Genomic DNA, 22,225 nt, shown 5'->3' on the forward strand with positions numbered 1-22,225 from the left:
CATTGACTTTTGCCTAGCTGCACAACAACCGTCACATAAGGGAGGTGCACAGATGATTTTAATGACAGGTGCTGATGGATATTTAGGCTGGCCGACGCTCCTGAAATTGAGCGCTGCATTTCCTGAAGAACGGATTGTCGGCGTAGATTCCCTCGCTCGCAGAAAATGGGTGGAAGAAGTGGGGAGCGTCTCTGCGACACCGATTGAATCTCTTGCAGAACGAGTGAAAAGCGCTGCAGCTTGTGGGTTTTCCAATATATCCATGCTGGAAGCAGATTTGACCGACAGGGATACAGTCTATCTGCTACTGCAGACATATCGGCCTAGGGCCATTGTTCATCTCGCAGCACAACCATCTGCGCCCTATTCACAAATCAACGGTGAACGGGCGAATTTCACCCAAGAGAACAACAACCAGATGTGTCGCAATCTCTTGTGGGGACTGTATGAACTGAACTTGAAAACATGTCATTTCATTGAAACGACGACGACAGGAATCTATGGCGCACCAGAGATGGATATCCCAGAAGGAGATATCACGTTGCTTGGCTGGAACAATAAACCGGAGCGGGTTCCATATCCAGCCATGGCCACATCGTGGTATCACATGAGCAAATGCCAAGACGCCGCCAACATGCGATTGGCCCATTTCCAATGGGGTTTGCCTATCAGCGAATTGCGCACGGCAATCGTGTTTGGAGCAGATACGACTGAAACCAAACTTGACCCACGGCTGTCAACCCGTTTCGATTTTGATTTCTATTTTGGGGTTTTGCCCAACCGATTCGTTGCCCAAGCATTGGCTGACTGCCCCATCACGGTGTACGGCAAAGGGTATCAAAAGAAACCGATGATTCCACTCGAAGAGGCTGCAACTTCCATTGTGCAACTCGTTTTACAAGGCCCAACGGAGGAATTGTCTATTTACAACCAATATACGCATCTCGCAAGTCCAGTGGATCTTGCCAATGCACTCCAAAACGTCACCAAACGCAAAAATATGAACGTTCAAATTACGCATATGACGAATCCCCGTACAGAACGCGAAGAACACCCGATGAAAATGGCACACGAACGTTTTCAAACCTGTTTATTGCCACAAAAGCCCATGTCCATGGAACAATGCATTGACTCAATGCTGGACACGTTGATGCCCTACAAGTCCGTACTGAAGGCATATCGAGACAGGTTTATATCTGCTTCGTCAAACTGACACAAAATCGATTTAGGAGGTCATGATGTCATGAAGCCAGCAGATCCGCGAACCGACAAGGCGATTCGCACGAGCACCATTGTCACAGGCAGTATTGTAATTAAACGCAAAAAACCGTTTCGCCAGCCACGTGTGGAGGGGCGTATCGCCAAACGCATCCGTGAACTGCAAAAAGAGGTGCATCATCTGGCGAGAGCGCAAGAAAAAACGGAACATCGATTTGATAGACTGAAAGCTTCGCAAAACGAAATGCAGACTGAAATCAACGAACTTGCCACGACACAGACGGCACTCGAACAAGAAGTGAGCGCATTAAGCACCACTGTCCAACAACTCGAAACGGAAATTGAAACCGGCATTACGCCATTTCCAGGACTGCAAGATCTGTTGCAAAGCGCAATCAATCAAGTTGCGACCATCTCCACGCCCGGCGGCACGGTCAGTGGAACCGTTGTGGAAGTGGGTACGGACGCCGTTTTATTGCAAGAGAGCACGGGGGATCTCCTGGTGGTGCCCTTCGCAAAAATCACAACGGTCCAAGTTTAATCCAAGGCCCACTGGCAAAGAGGAGGACAAGAGCGATGAACTTTCAACAAATGCTGTCAACGTATATCGACAAATCAGCGGAAATCATGGTTCCAAACGAACTCGTGAGCGGCACACTCATCAGTGTTCAAACCGGGCTGATTGAAATCCAGCAAACCGCCACGACATACGGCGGTTCCGGTCAAATCATCAACATTTTGACGAACAACATCGACTTTGTGCGCATTCTCGTTTAATCAGCAAACCAACGCGTTGCCCAATGAGGATATTTATCCGTATTTTGTTGGCTGATGCTTTGCGCGTGTATGACGCGATGATATAAAGGTGTTTCCAGTGTATCAATCTGATATTTCTTGAGCAGATTCGTACAAATTGCAATATCCTCGAACAGGCGACCGGAAGACAGATCATCCGTTGGCCAGCCACCGACAGCCCGTAGGGCGTTGGCACGATAAAAGCGCGGGATGGGGGGCAGCGCCTCTTTGCGGTCAAATTTCCAGTACTGCCCACCACCAAAAAGACCGCGGTAATACAGATCTCTTCGCCTATCACGATACCATAGGTGATGCTGTCCGGTGAGCATGCCAACGCGATGGTCACGTTCGTCCATTGCCTGGGATAGTGCTTGCACGGCATGCGGTGTCAACCAATCATCCGCATCTAGCTCAAGCACATAATCCCCGTTGGCCGCGGCCAATCCCCGATTGAGCGCACGCGCTTTACCAAGATTCTGCTCATTGCGCAAAATGCGTATACGGGGATGTGCTACCCCCCGCAACCAATCTGGTGTCTGGTCTGTGGAACCATCGTCGACAATGAGCATTTCCCAATTGTCTGCGGATTGGGCCATGACCGATCGGATACACCAACTGATATCTGCGCCTCTATTGTAGGCGCAAGTGATGACGGACACCTTAATGTCTGCGGTGACTGGGTTTGCGTTTATTTGCGTTGACAGCAAAGGCAAGATCAGCGCATGCGCCTCGTCTGTCGGAACCAACGGCTGTGCTCGATTGTGGTTTAAGCCACTTTCCGCCTGCGAAATGCGCGCGTGCGCCTCAAGGGGAATGTGTGCGGCCAAATCGTACGTCAGAAACTGCAGCGAGGGAATGACTGGCGGGTTTTGACTGAGTAGCTTTTGCAGCGTCTTTGTCCGCCAAAGCACAGGCCTGCCCACCGTCGCCCTGCCTGCAGGATTATCCTTACTTTTTTGCTCGATCTCGACGACATCCACATCCTGACAACGATGTTGCAGAAGCATCTCCAACACATGCGGATGTTCAATGTGCCAAGTGTCAAAAGGCCCACCCCATACAACCCACGGCGTGTCAATACGGGCAATTCGGGCCTCCGCGTGCGCGCAATACGCGGCAATTGACCCCCTGCTGCTGCCGAGGATCATCTTTAAAACAGACACATTATCTTTCATGCGCATACTCCACTTTGCTTTGACGTGATCGCATTGAATACATAGGCATCAACTCACGAATGACGCTCGCCCATGTGCCGACTTTATTCTCAGGGTAGTAAACCAGGACAGTTTTGGTGCCATATCATCGCGCCCAATGCGATATGTAAACATGGAAGGTGTCGTGTATGTGAACAGCACGATGGTCAGACAGCCGCACACGATTTGGGACGCGTTCACCCAAAGGATGAGCGCGTCCCAAAATGCCACTTCAACGGGCCGCGATGCGTGATGTGTCTCACACCAACGGCATCGCGAAAAACATCCGCCAATCGAAGCAACGCGAATGGCGCTGGCCAAGATACCAACTTTAGAGGGAAACGATATGAAAAGCTGTGTTTCCTACACGTAGTTCAGCCCAGCTGTGTACGGAAAGGGCAGCGGAAAAAGCTTTTGGCGCAGTCTTCCCATCTCATCGCTGGCTTTTGTCGCTTCCCAGGTCGGATTGAAGAAAAAGGAAATCAAATCCTCTGCCCCCAATACAACTTTTTCAGTTCCTAAGGTCAAGTGGTATGCGCCTTGTTCGTCCGTTTCCACAGCAAGCTGCGCTGACAATACGGGATCCTTTTCCGCCAGATAGGCCTTCATCTGCGTCAGCAGCAAGGAAACATCTGTCACATACAGCGTTCCTTGATTATGCGCCTGTTTGCTTTGATGTGGCCCCTGCGTCAATTGTTCGATAAGGTCTGCTTCATGCCAAGGCACATGCGCGACCAAACGCGCCAATCCGGATGTCGCCGTGGCAAAGCGGCAAATCGCTGCGACGCCTTGCGCATCTCCGCCCCACTCCACTGCCAGCCCTGGCTGATTCTCTCGTTCTGGCAAGGCCAAGATGGCAAACGCCACAAGTTCTCCATCCCGCTCGGCCACTAAGGCTTTATGCCGTAGATGCACACAGCTCGCATGCGCCTCTGATTCCACCAGCGTCGCCATTTCCCAAACACCTTGTTCGTAGCGCACTGCACGCCCACTTGCCAATGCATGCACCGTAAGCCAATCCCTCGATTCTAGTTCCCGGATGACAATGTCGGTTTCAGCCGCCGTGATCGCATCTGAATCCGCTTCAAGCGTTATTTCTGACACTTGACCGAACGCAAAGCAATTGGCGCGCGTATACAAAGAACGCTCTCCAGAAACCAGCAGAAGCGCAGCATTTGCCTGTCTAATGAAGTTCTGGACCTGAGCTAAAAGCATACTGGCGTACCCTTTGCCCTGATAATTCGGATGTGTGCAAACAGACCCTAAGGAGTACACCATCAACCGCGAGGGTCCTACATGCACCACTGACGGCACCAGTCCCATAAAAGCAGCCAATTTCCCGTCGACAAACGTGCCAAAACATTGAGACAGCGCTGGCGAAAAAATCGCTGGAAACGCGCTTCCCATTGATTTTTGTGAAACATCGCGAAATGTGACATCTGATAATGCAACAGCAGCTGGATACTCTCCAGGCTGCAACAATCGAACTTCAACCTGTTCCATCGTGACTGACCTCCCTCCTTCAGTGACCAATCTCATCTAAAAGTAATGACCATTCATAACTTCCCCAGCTATTACGATAATTCCTTTTCAACGCAAGATGATCGTTTTTTTGCAGCCGACTTTCATAGGCTGCACTTTCCCCTTGGCCAAACGCTTCGCTATGTATACGTACCTTCGACTTGCCGTCCTCTTTTTCGATCACGGCGCGCGAAAAACCCGGTGCGAGAGTTGCTGGAAGCGGGTAAACAACAGTGGATATGTCAAAAAGCCTACTAAAATACTGGTGATGGATGCGCCAGCCAAAATACAAAAAAGGATCATCAATTGATACCGAACGGCTTGCACCGGATCAGCACCTGCAATGATCTGGCCAGTCATCATCCCTGGCAATTGGACAAGCCCAGTGGTTTTGGTGGAATCGATGGTTGGAATCAGGCCAGCTCGAATCGCCTGTTTTAAATGAGGGTAAATCGCTTGCCGCGGCGTCCCGCCCATGGCCAGGACCGCTTCTATTTCATTCCTTTTGTTGCTGGCCTCGGATTGCAGACGGTTTAAAAATACACCAGCGGCAATCATCGCGTTCCCGATGATCATACCACTGATGGAAATGACGTACCGCGGTTCAAAAGGCACGACCTTGAGACCAATGAGCAAACCTTGCGTAACCAGTTCTGTCACGACAAGCGCCGCTGCAATCCGCCAACCCACCCCAGGAATAGAACGGGCCCGGGTGCGCGCATTCAATGTCGCAACAAGAATCATCACACCGACCATCGCTAGAATCAGCACTGCGTTATTCGCCTGAAAGACAAACTTCAAGATATAACCGACGAGAATCAACTGGATGGCTGCTCGCACAGTGGCAATGACGAGATCCCGTTCCACGCCCAATTTAAGCCACAAGGAGAGGACGAGCGCCACCACGACAAACGCCAATGTGAATGCCAACGTCAAAAAGCTCACTGCTCTGTAACCTCCATGTGTTCCAAAAACGCCTTTGCGCCACTGGTTGCTGGTGCATAAAAAAAATCGTCCGCAGGCGCGGACTCCACTAATTGCCCATCTTGCATAAACCAGACATCCTCCGCGACTCGTTTTGCCTGTGCCAAGTCATGGGTCACCCAGAGAATGGTCGCATTGATTTTCTTCTGCAACGCGAGGATGGTCCGCTCAACCTCCTGTTTTGCGTGGACATCCAACGCAGAGGTCACCTCGTCGAGCAATAAAATTTGCGGCTCCATCGCAAGTGTTCGCCCAAGCGCGATACGCTGCTTTTGCCCACCGGACAGTTCATCGGCCGCCTGTTGCAACAAATCTTCCGACAGCCCCACATCCCGCAACAAGCTGACGCCATCCGCCAATGACTTGCCATGCAACCGAAGGCCGTACGCCAAATTATCTTCTACAGTCCCCGGGAAGATCGTCGGCGACTGAAATACCATACCTACTTTTTGGCGCAGCACTTGGATGTCCCAGTCCCTCACTTCTTTGTCATCGACATATATATGCCCCGCTGTGGGTGTCCGCAGCAAGTTGCACAGGGACAATAGTGTGCTCTTTCCTGCGCCAGATGGGCCAATCAGTGCCGTAATGCCGCCAGCTTTCACATTTGCGTGAATCTCTTTCAACAATGGATGACCATCCACTTCGAAATGGACTTGCTCAAAGCGAATGGCTGTCGTCGCCATAAATGCCTCGCTCCTTCTACCCTAGAAATAACATGATACCTTGGTGCCGCGCCATCCGCGTTGCTTTGATTCATCCGAGCATGACATTGCCTAGGACGCCGAGGATATAGGAAAGCGCGCCGACGATGACGCCAGCCAATGTCATCTCTATGCCACTTGCCCACCACGAACGCACCGTGACAGCGCTCTTGGCCGCGCCGACGACAAAGTGGGCGAACAAACTGACTGCCGCCGCAGCCACAAGCGCCGCTTCTCCATGCATAAAGAAAAATGCAAGCAATGGTACGATTGCCCCCACAAAAGTGGACAATGCGGCGAAAACAGCCGAAGACCACGGGTTCCCGCGACTCGATTCGTGCAATCCATGTTTTTCTTGCGCGATTGCCTGCAAAAATCTGCTTTCGTCAGATGCAATGGTTTGGGCGATGTGTTCCGCTTCTGCTTCAGAAAATCCCTTTTCCTGATATATCAGTGACAATGATTTGCATTCGTGACTTGGGTTGCGACGAATATCTTCCTGCGCTTTTTGAAATCCGCTCTCCATCAGTTCATTTTTCGACTTTGTCGACAACCATGCCCCAGCACCCATCGACAACGTGCTCGCCACAGCGCCAAAAAAGCCAGCGACCAAAATGGCATGACTGTTCGGGGTATACCCAGCGACACCAGCGATGATGCCGAAAATCGCGCCGAGACCATCATTGACCCCGTAAATGGCGTCACCGAGCCATCCTGGCGCGCGTTTCTGTTTTTTCCGATTCAATATATTATCTAACTGTGCGATTACAGATACGGTCACCACTTGTTCCCCTCCTGTTCAAAAGCCTCCCATGAAGCCATTATCCTGTCATATGTAAATATTAGTCAACCGAAATTTTTCCAATTCATCGACTTGAGCTTCCATTGTGATCGACCACTAAAACCATTTGTGATGTGTACAAAAACGGCCTGTTAGGAAACAAAAATTATCGTCGTAAGCTTGTCCAAAATACATTCAGCCGCTCCCGCCAAACGCGCTATCAACCCTGATATGAACTGGACAAATTATCAGAATCCGATATGCTTAAAACAAGTCATGACTCATGTGGGGAATGTACCTATGGTTCATCTGCGCGGACATCACCTATTATGCCTATTGGGTTACCAAGGTATGGGATATTCACAGGAATACGTCGAGAACATGACGCGCATTCACCAGACGCTCCGGAACAATCCGCAAACCGAGATCTTACTGGTGCTCGGTCCGGACGAATTGTGTCGTAAATTTCCTGACAATCAACCTTATCACTGTAAAAATACATCTGTTTACGATCACGACGCAGCCGTTCTTCGCAAACTAGGACTTAAAGTTGGACAGAAGTTAACTTGGAAAGAACTAGAGGATGCCCTGATTGCAGACATGCAGCCTGCTGACATTCCTCGTTTGTGCAGCAAATGCGCTTGGTTGTCCTATGGCGTGTGTGAGCAAGGGGTAAGACAAATCAAATCAGGGGCAGGATTGCCTCTTATCCGCTGATGAAGGAGGCATTTACATGACGAAAAATTCTCCCGCTCCATGTTGTGGCACCACTTCTCGTCAGAGTTTAGCGGTTGACAACCAACCACCCGCCCCATGTTGTGGCACGACTTCTCGTCAGAGCTTGGCGGTTGACAACCAACAGGAAGGGGCAGGAGCAGTTGTCCAAGCGCATGCTTCTCCCTCATCCACTCAAATGAACATTGCAAAGACCAAACCAACGCTGGAAAACATGGTCTACATCCCCAAGGGCGAGTTTCTCATGGGCACAGACAGCGATGAAGGTTTTCCGGCCGACGGCGAAGGTCCAGTCCACAAGGTGTCGCTCGACGCGTTCTACATTTCGCGCCACTCAGTGACGAATGCGGAATTTGCGGCGTTTGTAGATGCTACTGGCTACCAGACAGACGCTGAAAAATATGGCTGGTCGTTCGTATTTTACAGCTTTCTCGATGCCAGTCTGTTAGACGAGATCACCCAGTATTCCTCGCAGGCGCCTTGGTGGATCGCCGTGAAAGGAGCCACCTGGCGGACGCCAGAGGGACCAGATTCCGACATTGCCGACAGATTGAATCACCCTGTTGTACACGTCAGTTGGAATGATGCGATGGCTTATTGCGCATGGGTGGGCATGCGCCTGCCGACTGAGGCCGAGTGGGAATACGCCGCACGAGGTGGCCTTGTGCAAAAGCGATACGCTTGGGGAGACATCCTTCGCCAAAACGGGCAGCATCATTGCAATATCTGGCAGGGGAAATTCCCGCAGAAAAACACCGGATCGGACGGGTATTTGGGAACTTGCCCTGTTGATGCCTTTGAACCAAACGGCTATGGACTGCACAACGTCTGCGGGAATGTCTGGGAATGGTGTGCAGATTGGTTTGCCAACGACTATTATCGGCGGAGCGCGTTCCGCAATCCCAAGGGGCCCGCGAAGGGCATGAATCGAATCATTCGCGGTGGCTCCTATCTCTGCCATGACTCTTACTGCAATCGATACAGAGTGGCCGCGCGCAGCTCGAATACCCCCGACAGTTCTGCGGGCCATACTGGCTTCCGCTGTGTGACGGACACTCATTCATAAAGCAGAAAAAGAGCAGTTCCACGCACATCTGCGCAGAACTGCTCTTGCTATGACAACGGGTATTTTAGGATGCCTCTCATGCTGAATGGCTAAGCCGGGCGTTCATCTTCGCCGTCAGCCTCTAGTACCACCATTGCACTCTCGGTCAAATACGACGACAAGGATTGAATCAACGCCTCAGCTTGACGCGCCCAAGCTGCGGGTATTTCCACGATGACCAAGCGTGCTTGTTGCGCAATGGCTAGCGCGCCCAAGAGCTGCAGCATCTGTTCAGGTTTCCTTCCCTGCGTCCAACGATCGGCTGGGACATCAAGCGCGGCGTTCTCGCCATCCGCGTGCAAAAACCGTTTGGCCTCTGCGAGCGCCTGCGCTGATGTGGCAGTCCAGTCCAGCAATTCACGCACGGACGCCCCCGCAAAAGGAAAGTCCAACGTGATCCAAGCGACGGTCTTGCGCCAGGTGTCGGGATCGACATCATGCGCGTGCACCGCGCCTACGCGGACATCCATGCCTGCGACAGGCCGCAAACGCAGCATCGCATCGCGCATATCGGCGACATATTGCGGCGTCCCATGTATTCGTTGAACCGTTCCGGGTGTCATCGACAGTACATGATTATCTCCCTGGGTGGCAGTTTGTGTATCTGTGTCAGTCAGCCGATCCGCCTTCACAGCGCTTACATCCACGGCGGTGTCAACATATCCTGCGACACGGTCCACATTGGCCAGTGTCCCGTAAATGGTCACATAGCTGCTGACGCCCCCACCGAGGCCAATATACAACTGCGAATAGGTCATGATGGCGGTCAAAACGCCCAGGGTCAAATGACCGTGGATGACTGCCAAGCCACCGACCAACCAGAAGACGACGGTCAACGCATTTCCCTCAATCGTACTGACCGTGGCATACCAGTTTGTTCGCAGTGATTGCACGAGCCCCAATCGGTAAATCAGGTGATTTAACGCGGACATCACAGCGGTTTGCTCCGATTCCATACCAGTTGCGCGCACGAGTGTGGCTCGCGGCAAACTGACCATTTGCCGCAATTCGCTGAACAGCGCGCCCACGATTTGGAAAAGTCTTTGTTGGAGCAACGAATTCAACCGCGCCACCCAAATGGTCAATGCGATGAACGGCAAATCTACCAACAGTGTGAGAAAACCATATCGCGCTCCACCGATGGTCCAGAGCAAGACCATGCCCGGTATATTCGGTATAATCTGCCATGTCAGCACCTTGATCAACTGATCCGTGCCGCTGAAAATCGCGTTGATATCGTTGATCCCCCGTGTGGCAATCTCCGAAGAATCATGTTTTCGGAAAAAGTTTATCGGCGCACGCATGAGACTCGCGAAGAAATCTTCGCGGATTTCGCCACACATCCGTTTGCCGCCCGACTGCACAAACAAGGTGACAAACAGCGCGTTGCATATCCCTTGCATGACCCCAAAAACAATGATGAGGAAGCCATTGATGTTCAACGCGCCTAGATTGTGGTCAGTGATGCCGTTGTCGAGAATATTCTTCGAGAACAGGGGACTGAGCGTCTGCCCGAACGTGGCCAACGTCTCGCCGAGCACCAAAATGATCAACCAATACACCCAATAACGGCGAATGTAGTCAAACAGCCACTTGAACGGAACAAAAAAACGGCCAGTCTCCTTGGTCGCATTGCGGCGCAACCCCATCGAGGCCCACCAGCCAGCACCGTCTCCCTTCAAGATGCTAGGCGACCACCCCAGCTTGACCGGCTGAACGACCTTCTGCGCTACTGCGGCGGTCAAGCATGCTTCCGCCACTTCCAGCGCCGGATCCAACATGACTGAGCCATCCTGCCGCCGGATCAAATAACGAGAACCGGCAGCCACTTGTGTTGGCGCAGGTTGAATTCGTATGACCGCTTTCCCAAATTTCGCCCAATGCCACTCTACCCCATCCGGTTCGCCAACAACGACCCACACCGTCGTGCCGCGCAACTGCGCAGCGACCAAATTCGCCGCAAAGCGAACAACTGGTGTGAATATTTCGTCATCTAAGTCCAGATCTAAGCGAGGAAACGCGATGGCGTCATCCACCGTGTCCTTCCACACTTTTCTCCAAATCTGCTCATCGCTCGTTGGGGCTGTGGCCTGCCAGAGTTGTTGTAATGTCATCCCGACAACTGGAACCGCGCTACTGACTAGAGAGATGGTTGCGCGATGTCGCGCTGCATCAACCCCATCCAACCGGACGCCTCCTACTTCAAGCGCGCCCTTGGCGAGCGGCAACCAGCCTGCAAACGAGGCGGCCCAGCACCACGCGCCGTCTTCTGGCAGCAACGAGTCCACAACGGTCAATACTTCCCCAGCGTGCAACGTGAAGTTGAAATTCGACACCAACGTTGCTCCGCGCTCATCTGAGAGTGTAGCCCCATTGAGTGTATAGGGTGGCATGAGCGGTGTGGCTGTTGCGGCATGCGCCTCTTGTCCGTCTGCTTCTCCTGACCGATCCTCCAAATCTTGACTCACTCTGTCGGCAATGGCAGCCAGGCTGCGAAAGGAAAACCACAGGTCCGCGAGAGAATTGATTGGCCCATTCAGTTTGCTGATCAGCGAGATCATCGCAACGACCACGCCCACCGTGAGCGTGCCCGCGAAAACGTGATGGCCGCCGACAAGCCAGATGATCCCGGTGGTTGCGCCCGTGATGATGGTGAATAGATTGTTGTACCAATTGGGCAACACGCGCTCGAAAATCGACGCGTTTGTGAGAATGCGGCTCTGTTCGCTGAATTCGCGTGCCACCTGCCGCCTGCGCCCCAGTAGCGCGTCAAGCAGTGACCGCTCCCGCGTCGTGTGCCGCAGAAGAAAATTTGTGAGACTCGTCAGCGATTCATACTGGCGATGTGCAGCGCCATACGCGATTCTCCCCCACCAAACCGCGAGCACAAGCGCGATGGGGAGCAGGATGAAACTCCAGAGCGTGAGTTCGACGTTCAATGCGAACATGGCGATCACGGCGGAAATGAGCGTCACAATGTTATTGATGGCGGATGTAATCGTATTCAGAATACCCGCGACGCCAGAGAATACGGGCGAATCCCCGCCAGGTACGCCAACTTCGTTGATGGCCCGCACCGTCGTCTGTCCTGCACCTCTGCCCACGAGTTTGCTCAAAGGCATGGAGAGTTGCCGCTGAAAGATATCCTCCCGCATCCGCCAGACAATGCGGCTGTTTGACCAACTCCCCAGCCAGCCATTCAACACATTGACCAGCGCAATGAGCAAATATAAGATGATAAGTTGACCAATATCCTTGAACAGTGGGCCTGTGCTATGCACCGTGATGTCCTGGTTTACAATCTGTTTGATGACAAAAGCCGGCAGCACGCCGAGGTAGCCGGAGATAAATATGGTGGCCAAAAGCCCGATTGCCGCCCACCAGACGTGACGAATGTAACTCATGAGATGAAAAATCCCGCGGAGCCGCAAAGGCTCCGGGGCTGAATGCGGCAGTGGGCCGCCGATGTTGCGCCAGAACCAAAAATTCCGCAAACGCAACCGCTCTAACCATGACGGCGTCGGTTCCGCACCTGATTTCGCAGTGTCTTCCCATCGCACCTGAGGACCTGTACTAGACATTTTATCCTCTCCCTTATGGAACGTGGTCCGAATAAGTCGCGTCTGCTCCTATCCTCCATCTCTCACTTCAGTGAAACGGGATTTCATGAGCCGCCACATGACGCTGCCCGCTCTTTCTGGAAGGCGCTGGCTCAATCACTGGCGCTGTTTCCCCATGTTCCACCATTCTTTCAATCAATCTTGCCCGTAGCTTGCCAGCAACTTCACTGTGAGATTCGAGGCCAATCAAATTGGTCAACTCGTATGGATCTGCCTCCAAGTCGTACAAAAATTCCTCCACGTAAACGTCAGAACCCGCGTCGCGTCCTCCGTCCTTGTCCGGCGCTACAACGCTGTATTTCCAGCGATGCGTCCGAATACAGCGCCCAACCTGCGCTTCGCTGATCTGAACAAACACCTCGTCCGGCCACGTCTTGTCCGTTCGATTGACCAAAGGGCACACGGACCTGCCTTCCATTTCGCTCGGCACTTGAAGTCCTGCAGCATCCAACAGTGTAGGCGGCAGATCAATCAGGCTGATGAGTTCTTGCAAACGTCCTCCGCCCTGGAATCCCGGCCCGCCAATGGCCGTCGGCACCCGAATCGAAGCTTCGTGACAGGAGCGCTTGTATTCGCCGTTTCGAGTCTTGAAGTGATTCCCGTGATCCGATGAGTAGAGCACAACCGTGTCATCCGACAAATCGAGGCTTTTCAATGCATCCAGCATGCGACCAAACGCTTCATCCAGCCGTTTCACCATCCCGTAGTAGCCACCCAAATGTTGCTGCGCTGTCCCGCCAAGCGCTGCCAGATCCGGTGGTGTCCAGCGACCTGCGTATTGCTCGCGGAGCACATCCGGCGCGGGATAGTCATCGCGATGATTCTGATGATGCGGTTCCAAATAGGAGACAAACATGAAGAAAGGATGTTCCTGATGGTCATTGATGTAGCGGATGGCCGCATCTGTCAAGGCATCCACTCGGTACCCTGGCAGTTTGACCCGTTCGCATGCCTCGTTGAACAGCACCGCATCATACGCGTCGGACGTGAACTCCAGCGCATTCGCCGCCAGCCAATGCGCATATCCCCCCCGCTTTTCTTCTGGCACAGGGTCGCCATCTGCCAAATGCCATTTCCCAATGTAGGCGGTATCATAGCCCGCCGCCTTGAAATGATGCGCCAATGTCTTGCTGTCGGCTGGCAACGGGATGCCATTTCTGAAACACCCTGTTGTCGTGGCGTAAAGCCCTGTCTGCAAGCACGATCTGGCCGGACCACAGACGGGTTGGCAAGTGAAAGAGTGATAAACATGTGTGTTGTTCGCCGCAAAGCGGTCAAAGTTTGGGGTCAACCCCAATGGATTTCCATGAATCCCCGTCGTGTCCCACCGCTGCTGATCCGTAAAAAAGACGATGACATTCGGTTGTTTCTTTCTTGGTGCGCTCAATACAAAAACCTCCCATCGCTTCTTTATCAATTTCATAGTTATGCGCTAGCGATTCGCGGCATCCACATCGATTCTTTTCCGAGCTCGGCCCAAATATATTTGAGCAGCAACTGCGCTTTCAACTCGGCATACTGCTCATCGTCCCAGAGATTGTGAAACTCGTTCGGATCCGCCTCCAAATCATAAAGTTCGCCGTACGTTTGCCCATAGTAAACCGTGATTTTATAACGCGCGTCGACATACGTCTTGAGGTGGATGGAGGTTGGTTCGTGATGGTTCTCACAGAGGATGTGATCTCTAGCCATATCCTGTTGACCAAGCCATACACGGCTTTGATCCACGCCTGTCATTTCATGCGGCACAGAAATGCCCGCCAAGCTCAAGACGGTCGGCGCAAAGTCGACCAAGGACTGCATCCTATCGGATGTCTTAGCAGCAGGGATGTGGCCAGGATATCTGGCCAAAAAAGGGACCTTAATCATGTCCTCATAATGAAAAGCGCCTTTGGCAATCAGGCCATGTTGACCAAAAAAGTGGCCATGGTCGGAGGCAAAAATGACGATTGTATTCTCCGCCAAACCTAATTCATCCAACTTATCGAGAATCTTTCCAATGTATTTGTCCATCAGGCTGATCATCGCGTAATAGATGGCCACATCTTTTTTCAGTTCAGCTGGATCATGCACATGCGAGTGAAATCCGTGACAACCAAACCCGCTTTCGCGGTAAGCGGAGAAGTCGGGCTCTGCCTGCTGTGTCAATTGAAAGTGCGGTGGATTTTGTTCGTGTTCCCCCGGTTGTCCGGACGGAATTGTCAAATCGTCGGGATTGTACATGTCTACCCAGTTCTCTGGCACAAAATAGTCCGGATGTGGGTCGAAGAAACTCGCCCATAAAAAGAAGTTTTCCTCGTCATTTTGATATTGTTCCAGCATGGCGTTCGTTCGCTCGGCAATCCATGCGTCATAATGATATTCTTCGGGAATTCCCCACGTTCGGCGCACGGCTTTATCCATCGTCCCAGTCGGCGGCAGGAAGTGTTTGCGCCAATCGGTGAATCCTTTTTCCTCAAGCCAAAGCGCATAATGTTGGCCGACATGCGCTTCATTGGTGTGGTTGCGCGCGAGTTCAACGTGATCGAACCCATAAAACGGGTCAGAGAACTCACGCCAAAAATCCAAATCCTGCAGCGTCGGATAAGACTCCAAAGACGGATACGCTTCTGTTCCTTGCAAAGGTTGAAAGTGCGCCTTGCCAATCAAAGATGTGCGATACCCTGCTTCCATAAGCACATCGCCGACTGTACGCTTGTCTTCAGACAATTTGGTGCCTAATGTCCAAGCGCCGTGCTGGCTGGGATACAAACCCGTAATGATAGAGGACCTAGAAGGCGTGCACGTCGGATTCGGACAATAAGCTCGCTTGAATGTCGTCCCCTCTTTGACCAAGCGATCCAAGTTCGGCGTCGAGATCTCGCGATTGAACGCCCCAATGGTGTCCCAATGTTGTTGATCGCTGGTAATGAGCAGAATATTCGGTCTTGCCAAGAAATCATCTCCTGTCGTTTACTGCAAAATTGCATCATTTCCTCGTCGGCAGGGGGACTACTCGCGTTCATGCTTGTCTTCCAAGTCTCTCTGCTTTAAATCTATGCCGATTGGATGTGGATTTCAACCTTGAAACACTTTGTTTTTATTTGCTTTGCATGATATTTAGTATTTGTTCCCGTGGGATCACGCCACAGCGCCGCGCCCAATCCTCATACTGCTGGCGCATCTCGCTTACCGTTTGCACGTGCGCCTCAGCGACATTGTCAACCTCGGTGCGATCCCGCTGCATATCATATAGCTCCCATTCACCGGGATACTTGCGAACGAGTTTCCAATCTCCAATCCGTATGGCAGCATTTCCTTCATGTTCCCAATAAAGCGGCGTCGCTCTTTGTCGGTCCGCATGGAAAACGGGCAACAAGCTCTCACCCTGACAAGGCTCAATCACGTGACCTTTGTCGTGTGTTGGGTAAGTAGATGCCGTCGCTTCCAAAATCGTGGCCATCACATCTGGCAACTGCGCTGGCGTATGACGCAGTGCGCCTTTATCCTGAATGCCCGCTGGCCAGTGTGCAATAAAAGGGGTGGAAATCCCGCCTTCATGCACCCAATGTTTGTATAGACGGAAAGGGGTATTTGAGAGGTTTGCCCAGGCCATTCCATAACTCTGATACGTGTTTTCCGCGCCAGGCATGAGATGGGGCGCATTGCCAAACGACACGCGTTCGCCTTGCTTTGTATGGGCAGTCGCTATGCCGTTGCGGATAAAGCCCTCCCCCGTCGAGGGATTAAATTCCTCCGCACATCCGCCATTGTCCGCCAAAAAGAGAATCAGCGTTTGCTCAAGCTCACCCGCCTCCGCCAAGGCTTCGATGATCCGGCCAATCCCTTGGTCCATGCAATCAATCTGCGCGGCATAGACTTCCATACAGCGCAACCGCCACGCTTTGTCATCTGCGCTTTCCCAATCAGGGACAGCCGGGTCCCGTTCTGACAATGGCCAAGCAGCGTCGATGATCCCCATCTCGACCATGCGCTTCACCCGCGCCTCGCGAAGCTGATCCCACCCGGCGTCAAAGCGGCCTTTGTACTTATCGATATCCGCCTGCTTCGCATGCAGCGGCCAATGCGGCGCCGTATACGCCACATACATGAAGAAGGGATCATCGCCACCCACGCGCTGATGTCGCTTGATAAAATCAACCGCATTGTCACTGATGGCATCTGTGAAATAATAGTGCTCGTCCGCACGGGCTTCTGCATTGATGTTTGTGTTATCCCGCACCAATGTCCCGGGTTGAAAGTAGTTGGCCGCGCCATTGATGATCCCATAGAAGTGATCAAACCCTCTTTGCAGCGGCCAGGTGTCGTTTGCATTGAATTTATCCGAAGCCACATGCCATTTTCCAGACATATAGGTGCGATACCCTGCTTGTTTCAACACTTCGGCGATGGTCACACAATGTTCGTTCAAATTGCCGGGATAGCCGTTTGGCCGCAAATCGTCAACCATCAGGCCAACCCCAGTCTGATGCGGATGCAATCCGGTCAACAACGAAGCGCGAGAAGGACAACAACGCGCAGTATTGTAAAATTGCGTAAAGCGGATTCCCCTGGCTGCGAGTCGATTCAAATTAGGTGTGTCGATCTCGCCGCCGTAACAACCGATGTCGGAATACCCCATGTCATCGTTCAAAATGACGATGACATTTGGACGTTTCGCCATTCGTTTTCGCGCCCCTTTCCTTTTGCTTGCTGGTACACGTTCATCATCCTGATGAAGCCATTGATGACACCTTCGACAGCATCAATGGTTGCGCTTGTGAAACTTGAACTTGTAAACCGAATGCGCCTGCAAACGATAACGATACTGATTTTTCATCTGATAAATTTCAGTAGAAGCACACTTGATGGCATCCGGGTTTTGGCTGGTGTTGCGCGCATTTAAGTCATCAGACGATATTTCCCAGACATGACCTGTTTCACTAGAGAAACCGTCCAAATCAAAGTGACATTCCATCTCTTCCAGACCTCGATTCACGACAAACACGATGACATTTGCGCGCTCGTCATCCAAGCCTGAAACCACATCCAGCACCGGCGCTTTGTCCAAATCCGTCCAAGCGTGTTCTCCCTCGATTTGAAACTCGTCGCATGCCACAGAAGTTGAAAGCATCTGGCGAATGCCGCTGTTGCCATATAACTTCAGCACATGATAAGTCGGCGTGCCATACACGACATGATGACGACAGATGTCATCCTTTTCCCCGTGGTTCTGATCTGCGAGATAGTCGCCTACACGGATGCAACCGCCCTGCCAGCCATTGACGAGATCGGAAAAATTGGCGACTTCGATCCGATCACCACCGCGAATCAACTCATTCAGATTTGCAGCGTTGGCAACAGCGGATTGCAGTGTATGTTCGTACGCGAACCCCTGCCGCTCCGGTTGCGGCTGGTACATCGTGTTATACTCCGTCAAAGCGAGCTTAATGTGGCGCAAATACGGCGCTCCCTCTATCAAGCGCGCTGCCTTCTGCAAAATGCGCCTAGTGTATTCGGGAAAACAACGCATGGTTTTGAACACATCCACACTGCTTGCAGACGATGATTGCCCCATGTTCCTGATTCCTGGATAGATGTGTACGGTGAGCATGTCCATCATTTCGCCAGCCGTACGCAATACGGTTTCATTCCAAGCCGCTTCCACATGACCGCAAGCCATCAGCGTGATGCTCGGATCCACCGCCTGCATCGCGTGGGCGAACGCCAGATAGCGCGTCGCATAAGCCCTCGCGTCACAATGGCCAATCTGCCATTTGCCGTAGACTTCATTGCCAACCTCCCAGAACCGAACTTTGTAAGGTTCAGGATGGCCGTGCGATGCCCGCAACGCGCCCATTGCGGTCGTCTCATCGCCATTGCAATACTCCACCCACAAAGCGGCTTCCTCTGGCGTTCCTGAACCAAAATTCACGCAAATCAGCGGTTCTACACCGACCATCCTGCAAAATTCAATCAACTCATCCGTGCCAAAATACTTGGTGGCCCATCCGCCCCACGCTTCGTTTCGCATGGATGGTCGATATTCAATCGGCCCGACAAAATGTTGCCAGTGATACGAACTGATATGATTTCCGCCAAATCGCAACATGCCACAATTCAGCTCTTTTGTCAGCTCAAATACAGCGCGCTTGACCCCTGCGACGTGGTCGGCTGGAAGCAATGAGACGTGATCGAACCAGACCATTCCTGACACGATGGAATCTTCCCATTCACCTGCAAACACTCGAATTCTGAACACAGCTTGTGTACAGCCTGCCGGCACATGGAGCTTTCCTGCGTACGCTCGCCAATCATGACTTGTAAAAGTGATGGTTGCGCTGTCATATTCCGTTCCAGTAGAAGGATGGACCAAGTCGATGACCGCGGATTTGATTTCCAAAGAAGCCCGCGCGTAAATGCTGACTGTGTAAGTTGTATCCGCTTGCACAGAAATGTTTTGCGACAGTCCAGCAAACCCTTTGTCCGCGCTGTATACCTTTATACTCTGACTGTGACCTGAATGTTTAGGCGCAGCAGGTTCCAGACTGAAATGTGTCGTCTTGCCATTGGTGATGGGCGTCCAAGCCCCGGAAACTCCTGGCGCAGCGTCAGCTTCCTGTTCAAAATCCATCCCTTTTATCGGATAAGCCAACATCGCTTCCATGTGATCACGGATGTCTTCTACGAAATTTCCCCATAGATATGGACTTATGCGGTGAAGCGATTTAGAACAATTCACGTGGATACTTGCTGTGGTTGACACGAATTCATTCACCTCGCAAAGATTTGATTTGATGCAAGCAAAGCGATGGCGAGCAGAAAGTCAAAAATTAGATAACGGGTGGACCTAGGCGTATTATAAGTTTTATATGAATGCTGCAAAATGTCATTCTGTTGCAAATAGATTGGTCAATTTGTGAGGAGGAGCGATGCATGAGAGAACACAATCACGAATTTGTGGATCATTGGTTCCATACGCCTTCGTCGCTTGAAAAGACGAGCGGACTATGGCTCATCCGCGCTGGGCAAAATATCGCCAAACCAAATTATCACATGGGGCCGCGGTTTATCACATATTATAGTTTCCATTTCATCCGTTCAGGCAAGCTGGTCTTCAATGAAAACGACATCTTGGAATCCGGCGATATGTTTTGTCTTTGGCCAAATCTCACACATCAATATGGATATCCGCATGCGGAGAAAGAAAAGATGCACGAAAGCGTCTTTTCCGCATCTCCCCAACCGCTTCGCATGTTCTGGATTGCGCTAGGCGGCAGACAAGCTCCAATTCTTGCAAAGAAGCTTCGAGTTGCGCCAAACAAGTTGATTCTCAAAAATATCCTGAACCCGCATGTCGAAAGCGTGATCGACGACATTTGCGCACTGCTCGCAGAAATGGACACAAGCAACGCGTCATCACGCTATGATGCGAAAATCCTTTCCCTGATTTATGCGCTTTTTCACGAACTATCGATACAGGCGATAGAACGCCAATTGGATGAAGACGACGATTGGTTAAGCAAAGCGGCAGAATACATCCACCTCCACTACATGGATGGCATCACAGTTCACGATGTGGTCAGGCGCACCGGGTTAAACCGCTCCCATTTTTCACGTTCCTTCGCGACAAAATACGGCTTGAGTCCCAATCAGTATTTACAAGACATCAGAATGAGCAAGGCGGCGGAAATGCTGGAAACATCCCATTACAGCATTACGGAGATCGCGCTTTCGCTCGGTTATCCAGACCTCTACTCCTTCACCCGCGCATTCCGACGCCACTTTTCGATGCCACCATCGGAATATAGAAAGCGTGGAATCATCACAGCCTATTAAGACAGTTATCTACGCTTATCACGCGCTGGACAGGCGTAGATAACGCCATTTGGTGCGTCTAATGCGCCGCATCAAGGGACAGACTGGGGATGTACCCATCTCAGCTGACAGGAGTGACTACGATGAAACTGGAAATGAGCGCAGAAGAAGTCGTAACTCAAATCAAGCAGCTTGGTGAACAAGGCGAATCTTTGAATAAGAAGAAAGTGAAACAATCCAATCCCGTATTGATGCAACATGCGCTTTACTATTTCCCCACCTGGGAACATGCTGTTCGGGAAATTGAATCGCCACTCAATCCGTAAACTCGTTGCTCGTAAACATGAAATGGCCTATATCACTCAATATGGCCGGGGTGGCGACATTGTATCACTCCGGCCACATGGCGTCACTTCAATCAAACAATTAATGCAACAACTTTTTGATGGCGGCGCTGATTTTGTTCAATGGCGTGGGTCCAATGTAAGTGTCTTCGATTTTGCCCTGTCCATTTATCAAGATCAGATTCGGATAGGATTGTTGAATGTATTCATTGGTCACAGAAAACTGCGGATCTAGCAAAATTGGGTTCTCCACGTGGTATGTACGCTTATACCAGCTGATATCAGCAGTTGTATAAGGTTTGGTGTCCGATCCGTTAGACGTTTCGTAGTCTTTCGAATACGGGCTCGCAATCACGGAGAGCACTTGAAACTTCGTGGCTGGGAATGTCTTCTCAAGTTGATTGACAATGGGCGCTTCCGCATGACAATCCGAGCACCAGATCGCGAAAAATTCCAGTAGCACCACCTTGCCTCGATAGGCTTTCAGCGAATACTTCGCGCCATTTGCCGTCTGCAAAGAGAAATTTGGCGCTTGTTTCCCTATAGCAATTTTCGCGCTAGGATGAAAGTCTGCTGCCATCGACAGCGGCGCATTTTGAACGCGGTTCAAATTTACTTCTGCCATCGCCGCCAAGGCGGTTGAAACTGCGAAAACGATGATCAAAGCTCCCGTCAGATACCCATGCCCTCGATACCAACGCCAGTAGTCAGGTGAGTTGGTCCAAAATTTGTCGAGACCAAGTTTTGGGTCGCGCGTGAGCCAAACAACCAGTGCCACCAAAAGCAATAATAAATCGCGAATGACATCGGCGATGGTGATGGAATTTCCCCCCACCACGTAAGTTGCCCATGAATGTGAGCTGGACACGCCAATAAAGCAACCACAGCCATGATTGACGTTGCCAGTCGACAAACTGACGCCCATGAGCGCAATATAGACAGCCAATACGACCATTGCCGTCATTGCCGAAGTTCTGATGACGATGCCAAACAGCAGTGTCACCGCCAGGGCAAACTCCAGCAAGGGAATGAGCGCAACGGCAATATGCGCGATTCCGTTCCCTAAATGATAGGCTTGAAGAATCTTCTCAAACGCCGTCGGGAAAATAAATTTCTGAATGCTCGATATGCCAAACGTAGCCGCCAGAATGATCCGGCAGACAAAGTGCAAGACCGCAAATGACCGCTCCCGCGAACTCATCGTCTGTTGAGCGGTTTCGACCTTTGTGCTCATACCCTATCCTCCGTTCTTTCAAACTTACCGAACCCTACGCATCGGCCGATGTTGAGTTACCGTTATCACAATAACATCGATTGACCGGAGCAAATGGTGACAGTGCCCACCACCAACCACTTGAAAACGCATTCAAATATATGTGCACTTTGTTATTTCGCTGTCGAAGAGCACTCTTCCTTTTACCGTATGGC

Annotated in this window: 18 protein-coding genes; 7 read left to right on the top strand and 11 right to left on the bottom strand. The window is 51.5% G+C overall.

What is annotated here, in order from left to right:
* The first annotated feature begins 52 nt into the window (after nucleotides 1–52).
* From ACFSB2_RS20535 to ACFSB2_RS20545, 3 genes are read left to right on the top strand one after another with little or no spacing between them, the layout of a single operon-like run.
* The gene (locus tag ACFSB2_RS20535; RefSeq protein ID WP_377944972.1) at nucleotides 53–1,213 is read left to right on the top strand and encodes an NAD-dependent epimerase/dehydratase family protein; all 1,161 of its coding nucleotides are present in this window, start codon (nucleotides 53–55) and stop codon (nucleotides 1,211–1,213) included.
* Nucleotides 1,214–1,243: 30 nt separating this feature from the next.
* Nucleotides 1,244–1,759 carry a hypothetical protein gene (locus ACFSB2_RS20540; RefSeq protein WP_377944973.1) on the top strand — a complete coding sequence of 172 codons (516 nt, stop codon included), beginning with the start codon at nucleotides 1,244–1,246 and terminating at the stop codon, nucleotides 1,757–1,759.
* Between the two features lie 35 nt (nucleotides 1,760–1,794).
* Nucleotides 1,795–1,995: a hypothetical protein gene (locus tag ACFSB2_RS20545; protein ID WP_377944974.1), complete on the top strand. Its 201-nt coding sequence runs from the start codon at nucleotides 1,795–1,797 to the stop codon at nucleotides 1,993–1,995.
* On the opposite strand, the gene ACFSB2_RS20550 is transcribed toward ACFSB2_RS20545, so the two are convergent.
* The 5 genes from ACFSB2_RS20550 to ACFSB2_RS20570 all read right to left on the bottom strand — a co-directional run bounded on the left by ACFSB2_RS20550 (nucleotide 1,992) and on the right by ACFSB2_RS20570 (nucleotide 7,196).
* Nucleotides 1,992–3,188 (bottom strand): glycosyltransferase family 2 protein, encoded by a 1,197-nt coding sequence (locus ACFSB2_RS20550; protein WP_377944975.1) that lies wholly within the window; start codon nucleotides 3,186–3,188, stop codon nucleotides 1,992–1,994. The genes ACFSB2_RS20545 and ACFSB2_RS20550 overlap by 4 nt on opposite strands.
* Nucleotides 3,189–3,569: 381 nt before the next feature.
* Entirely contained in the window at nucleotides 3,570–4,709 is a 1,140-nt protein-coding gene (locus tag ACFSB2_RS20555) for a GNAT family N-acetyltransferase (protein ID WP_377944976.1), read from the bottom strand.
* 198 nt (nucleotides 4,710–4,907) lie between these two features.
* A complete protein-coding gene (locus tag ACFSB2_RS20560; RefSeq protein ID WP_377944977.1) occupies nucleotides 4,908–5,672 on the bottom strand; it encodes an ABC transporter permease in 765 nt (254 codons plus the stop codon).
* The gene (locus tag ACFSB2_RS20565; RefSeq protein ID WP_377944978.1) at nucleotides 5,669–6,397 is read right to left on the bottom strand and encodes an ABC transporter ATP-binding protein; all 729 of its coding nucleotides are present in this window, start codon (nucleotides 6,395–6,397) and stop codon (nucleotides 5,669–5,671) included. Before ACFSB2_RS20565 ends, ACFSB2_RS20560 begins: the two co-directional genes overlap by 4 nt.
* Nucleotides 6,398–6,467: 70 nt before the next feature.
* A complete protein-coding gene (locus ACFSB2_RS20570) occupies nucleotides 6,468–7,196 on the bottom strand; it encodes a VIT1/CCC1 transporter family protein (RefSeq protein WP_377944979.1) in 729 nt (242 codons plus the stop codon).
* A 300-nt stretch (nucleotides 7,197–7,496) separates the two neighbouring features.
* Here ACFSB2_RS20570 and ACFSB2_RS20575 point away from each other — a divergent pair, with 300 nt between their 5' ends.
* Nucleotides 7,497–7,913 carry a DUF1284 domain-containing protein gene (locus tag ACFSB2_RS20575; protein WP_377944980.1) on the top strand — a complete coding sequence of 139 codons (417 nt, stop codon included), beginning with the start codon at nucleotides 7,497–7,499 and terminating at the stop codon, nucleotides 7,911–7,913.
* 16 nt (nucleotides 7,914–7,929) lie between these two features.
* Complete coding sequence (locus ACFSB2_RS20580; RefSeq protein WP_377944981.1) at nucleotides 7,930–8,997, top strand: formylglycine-generating enzyme family protein; 1,068 nt, start codon at nucleotides 7,930–7,932, stop codon at nucleotides 8,995–8,997.
* A gap of 89 nt (nucleotides 8,998–9,086) precedes the next feature.
* Here ACFSB2_RS20580 and ACFSB2_RS20585 read toward each other — a convergent pair whose 3' ends face one another.
* From ACFSB2_RS20585 to ACFSB2_RS20605, 5 genes are all read right to left on the bottom strand, one after another.
* Complete coding sequence (locus ACFSB2_RS20585) at nucleotides 9,087–12,617, bottom strand: ABC transporter transmembrane domain-containing protein (RefSeq protein ID WP_377944982.1); 3,531 nt, start codon at nucleotides 12,615–12,617, stop codon at nucleotides 9,087–9,089.
* Nucleotides 12,618–12,684: 67 nt separating this feature from the next.
* Nucleotides 12,685–14,043: a sulfatase-like hydrolase/transferase gene (locus ACFSB2_RS20590; RefSeq protein ID WP_377944983.1), complete on the bottom strand. Its 1,359-nt coding sequence runs from the start codon at nucleotides 14,041–14,043 to the stop codon at nucleotides 12,685–12,687.
* Nucleotides 14,044–14,081: 38 nt separating this feature from the next.
* Nucleotides 14,082–15,590 carry a sulfatase family protein gene (locus ACFSB2_RS20595; RefSeq protein ID WP_377944984.1) on the bottom strand — a complete coding sequence of 503 codons (1,509 nt, stop codon included), beginning with the start codon at nucleotides 15,588–15,590 and terminating at the stop codon, nucleotides 14,082–14,084.
* Between the two features lie 145 nt (nucleotides 15,591–15,735).
* Nucleotides 15,736–17,319, bottom strand: coding sequence for an arylsulfatase (locus ACFSB2_RS20600; RefSeq protein WP_377944985.1), 1,584 nt, complete (start codon nucleotides 17,317–17,319; stop codon nucleotides 15,736–15,738).
* A gap of 81 nt (nucleotides 17,320–17,400) precedes the next feature.
* Entirely contained in the window at nucleotides 17,401–19,401 is a 2,001-nt protein-coding gene (locus ACFSB2_RS20605) for an alpha-L-arabinofuranosidase C-terminal domain-containing protein (RefSeq protein WP_377944986.1), read from the bottom strand.
* A 170-nt stretch (nucleotides 19,402–19,571) separates the two neighbouring features.
* Between ACFSB2_RS20605 and ACFSB2_RS20610 the strand changes: the two genes are divergently transcribed.
* Complete coding sequence (locus tag ACFSB2_RS20610; RefSeq protein WP_377944987.1) at nucleotides 19,572–20,474, top strand: helix-turn-helix transcriptional regulator; 903 nt, start codon at nucleotides 19,572–19,574, stop codon at nucleotides 20,472–20,474.
* A 122-nt stretch (nucleotides 20,475–20,596) separates the two neighbouring features.
* Complete coding sequence (locus ACFSB2_RS20615; protein WP_377944988.1) at nucleotides 20,597–20,779, top strand: hypothetical protein; 183 nt, start codon at nucleotides 20,597–20,599, stop codon at nucleotides 20,777–20,779.
* Between the two features lie 100 nt (nucleotides 20,780–20,879).
* Here ACFSB2_RS20615 and ACFSB2_RS20620 read toward each other — a convergent pair whose 3' ends face one another.
* On the bottom strand, nucleotides 20,880–22,031 hold the full coding sequence (locus tag ACFSB2_RS20620; RefSeq protein ID WP_377944989.1) for a MauE/DoxX family redox-associated membrane protein: 1,152 nt from the start codon (nucleotides 22,029–22,031) through the stop codon (nucleotides 20,880–20,882).
* Nucleotides 22,032–22,225: the final 194 nt, after the last annotated feature.

It is taken from the genome of Alicyclobacillus fodiniaquatilis, assembly GCF_042678105.1.
GTDB lineage: Bacteria > Bacillota > Bacilli > Alicyclobacillales > Alicyclobacillaceae > Alicyclobacillus > Alicyclobacillus fodiniaquatilis.

Bases quoted from the DNA above. Each gene is read 5' to 3' on its own strand.
- ACFSB2_RS20535 (WP_377944972.1), top strand. From the start codon at position 53: ATGATTTTAATGACAGGTGCTGATGGATATTTAGGCTGGCCGACGCTC.
- ACFSB2_RS20540 (WP_377944973.1), top strand. From the start codon at position 1,244: ATGAAGCCAGCAGATCCGCGAACCGACAAGGCGATTCGCACGAGCACC.
- ACFSB2_RS20545 (WP_377944974.1), top strand. From the start codon at position 1,795: ATGAACTTTCAACAAATGCTGTCAACGTATATCGACAAATCAGCGGAA.
- ACFSB2_RS20550 (WP_377944975.1), bottom strand. From the start codon at position 3,188: ATGAAAGATAATGTGTCTGTTTTAAAGATGATCCTCGGCAGCAGCAGG.
- ACFSB2_RS20555 (WP_377944976.1), bottom strand. From the start codon at position 4,709: ATGGAACAGGTTGAAGTTCGATTGTTGCAGCCTGGAGAGTATCCAGCT.
- ACFSB2_RS20565 (WP_377944978.1), bottom strand. From the start codon at position 6,397: ATGGCGACGACAGCCATTCGCTTTGAGCAAGTCCATTTCGAAGTGGAT.
- ACFSB2_RS20575 (WP_377944980.1), top strand. From the start codon at position 7,497: ATGGTTCATCTGCGCGGACATCACCTATTATGCCTATTGGGTTACCAA.
- ACFSB2_RS20580 (WP_377944981.1), top strand. From the start codon at position 7,930: ATGACGAAAAATTCTCCCGCTCCATGTTGTGGCACCACTTCTCGTCAG.
- ACFSB2_RS20585 (WP_377944982.1), bottom strand. From the start codon at position 12,617: ATGTCTAGTACAGGTCCTCAGGTGCGATGGGAAGACACTGCGAAATCA.
- ACFSB2_RS20600 (WP_377944985.1), bottom strand. From the start codon at position 17,319: ATGGCGAAACGTCCAAATGTCATCGTCATTTTGAACGATGACATGGGG.
- ACFSB2_RS20610 (WP_377944987.1), top strand. From the start codon at position 19,572: ATGAGAGAACACAATCACGAATTTGTGGATCATTGGTTCCATACGCCT.
- ACFSB2_RS20615 (WP_377944988.1), top strand. From the start codon at position 20,597: ATGAAACTGGAAATGAGCGCAGAAGAAGTCGTAACTCAAATCAAGCAG.
- ACFSB2_RS20620 (WP_377944989.1), bottom strand. From the start codon at position 22,031: ATGAGCACAAAGGTCGAAACCGCTCAACAGACGATGAGTTCGCGGGAG.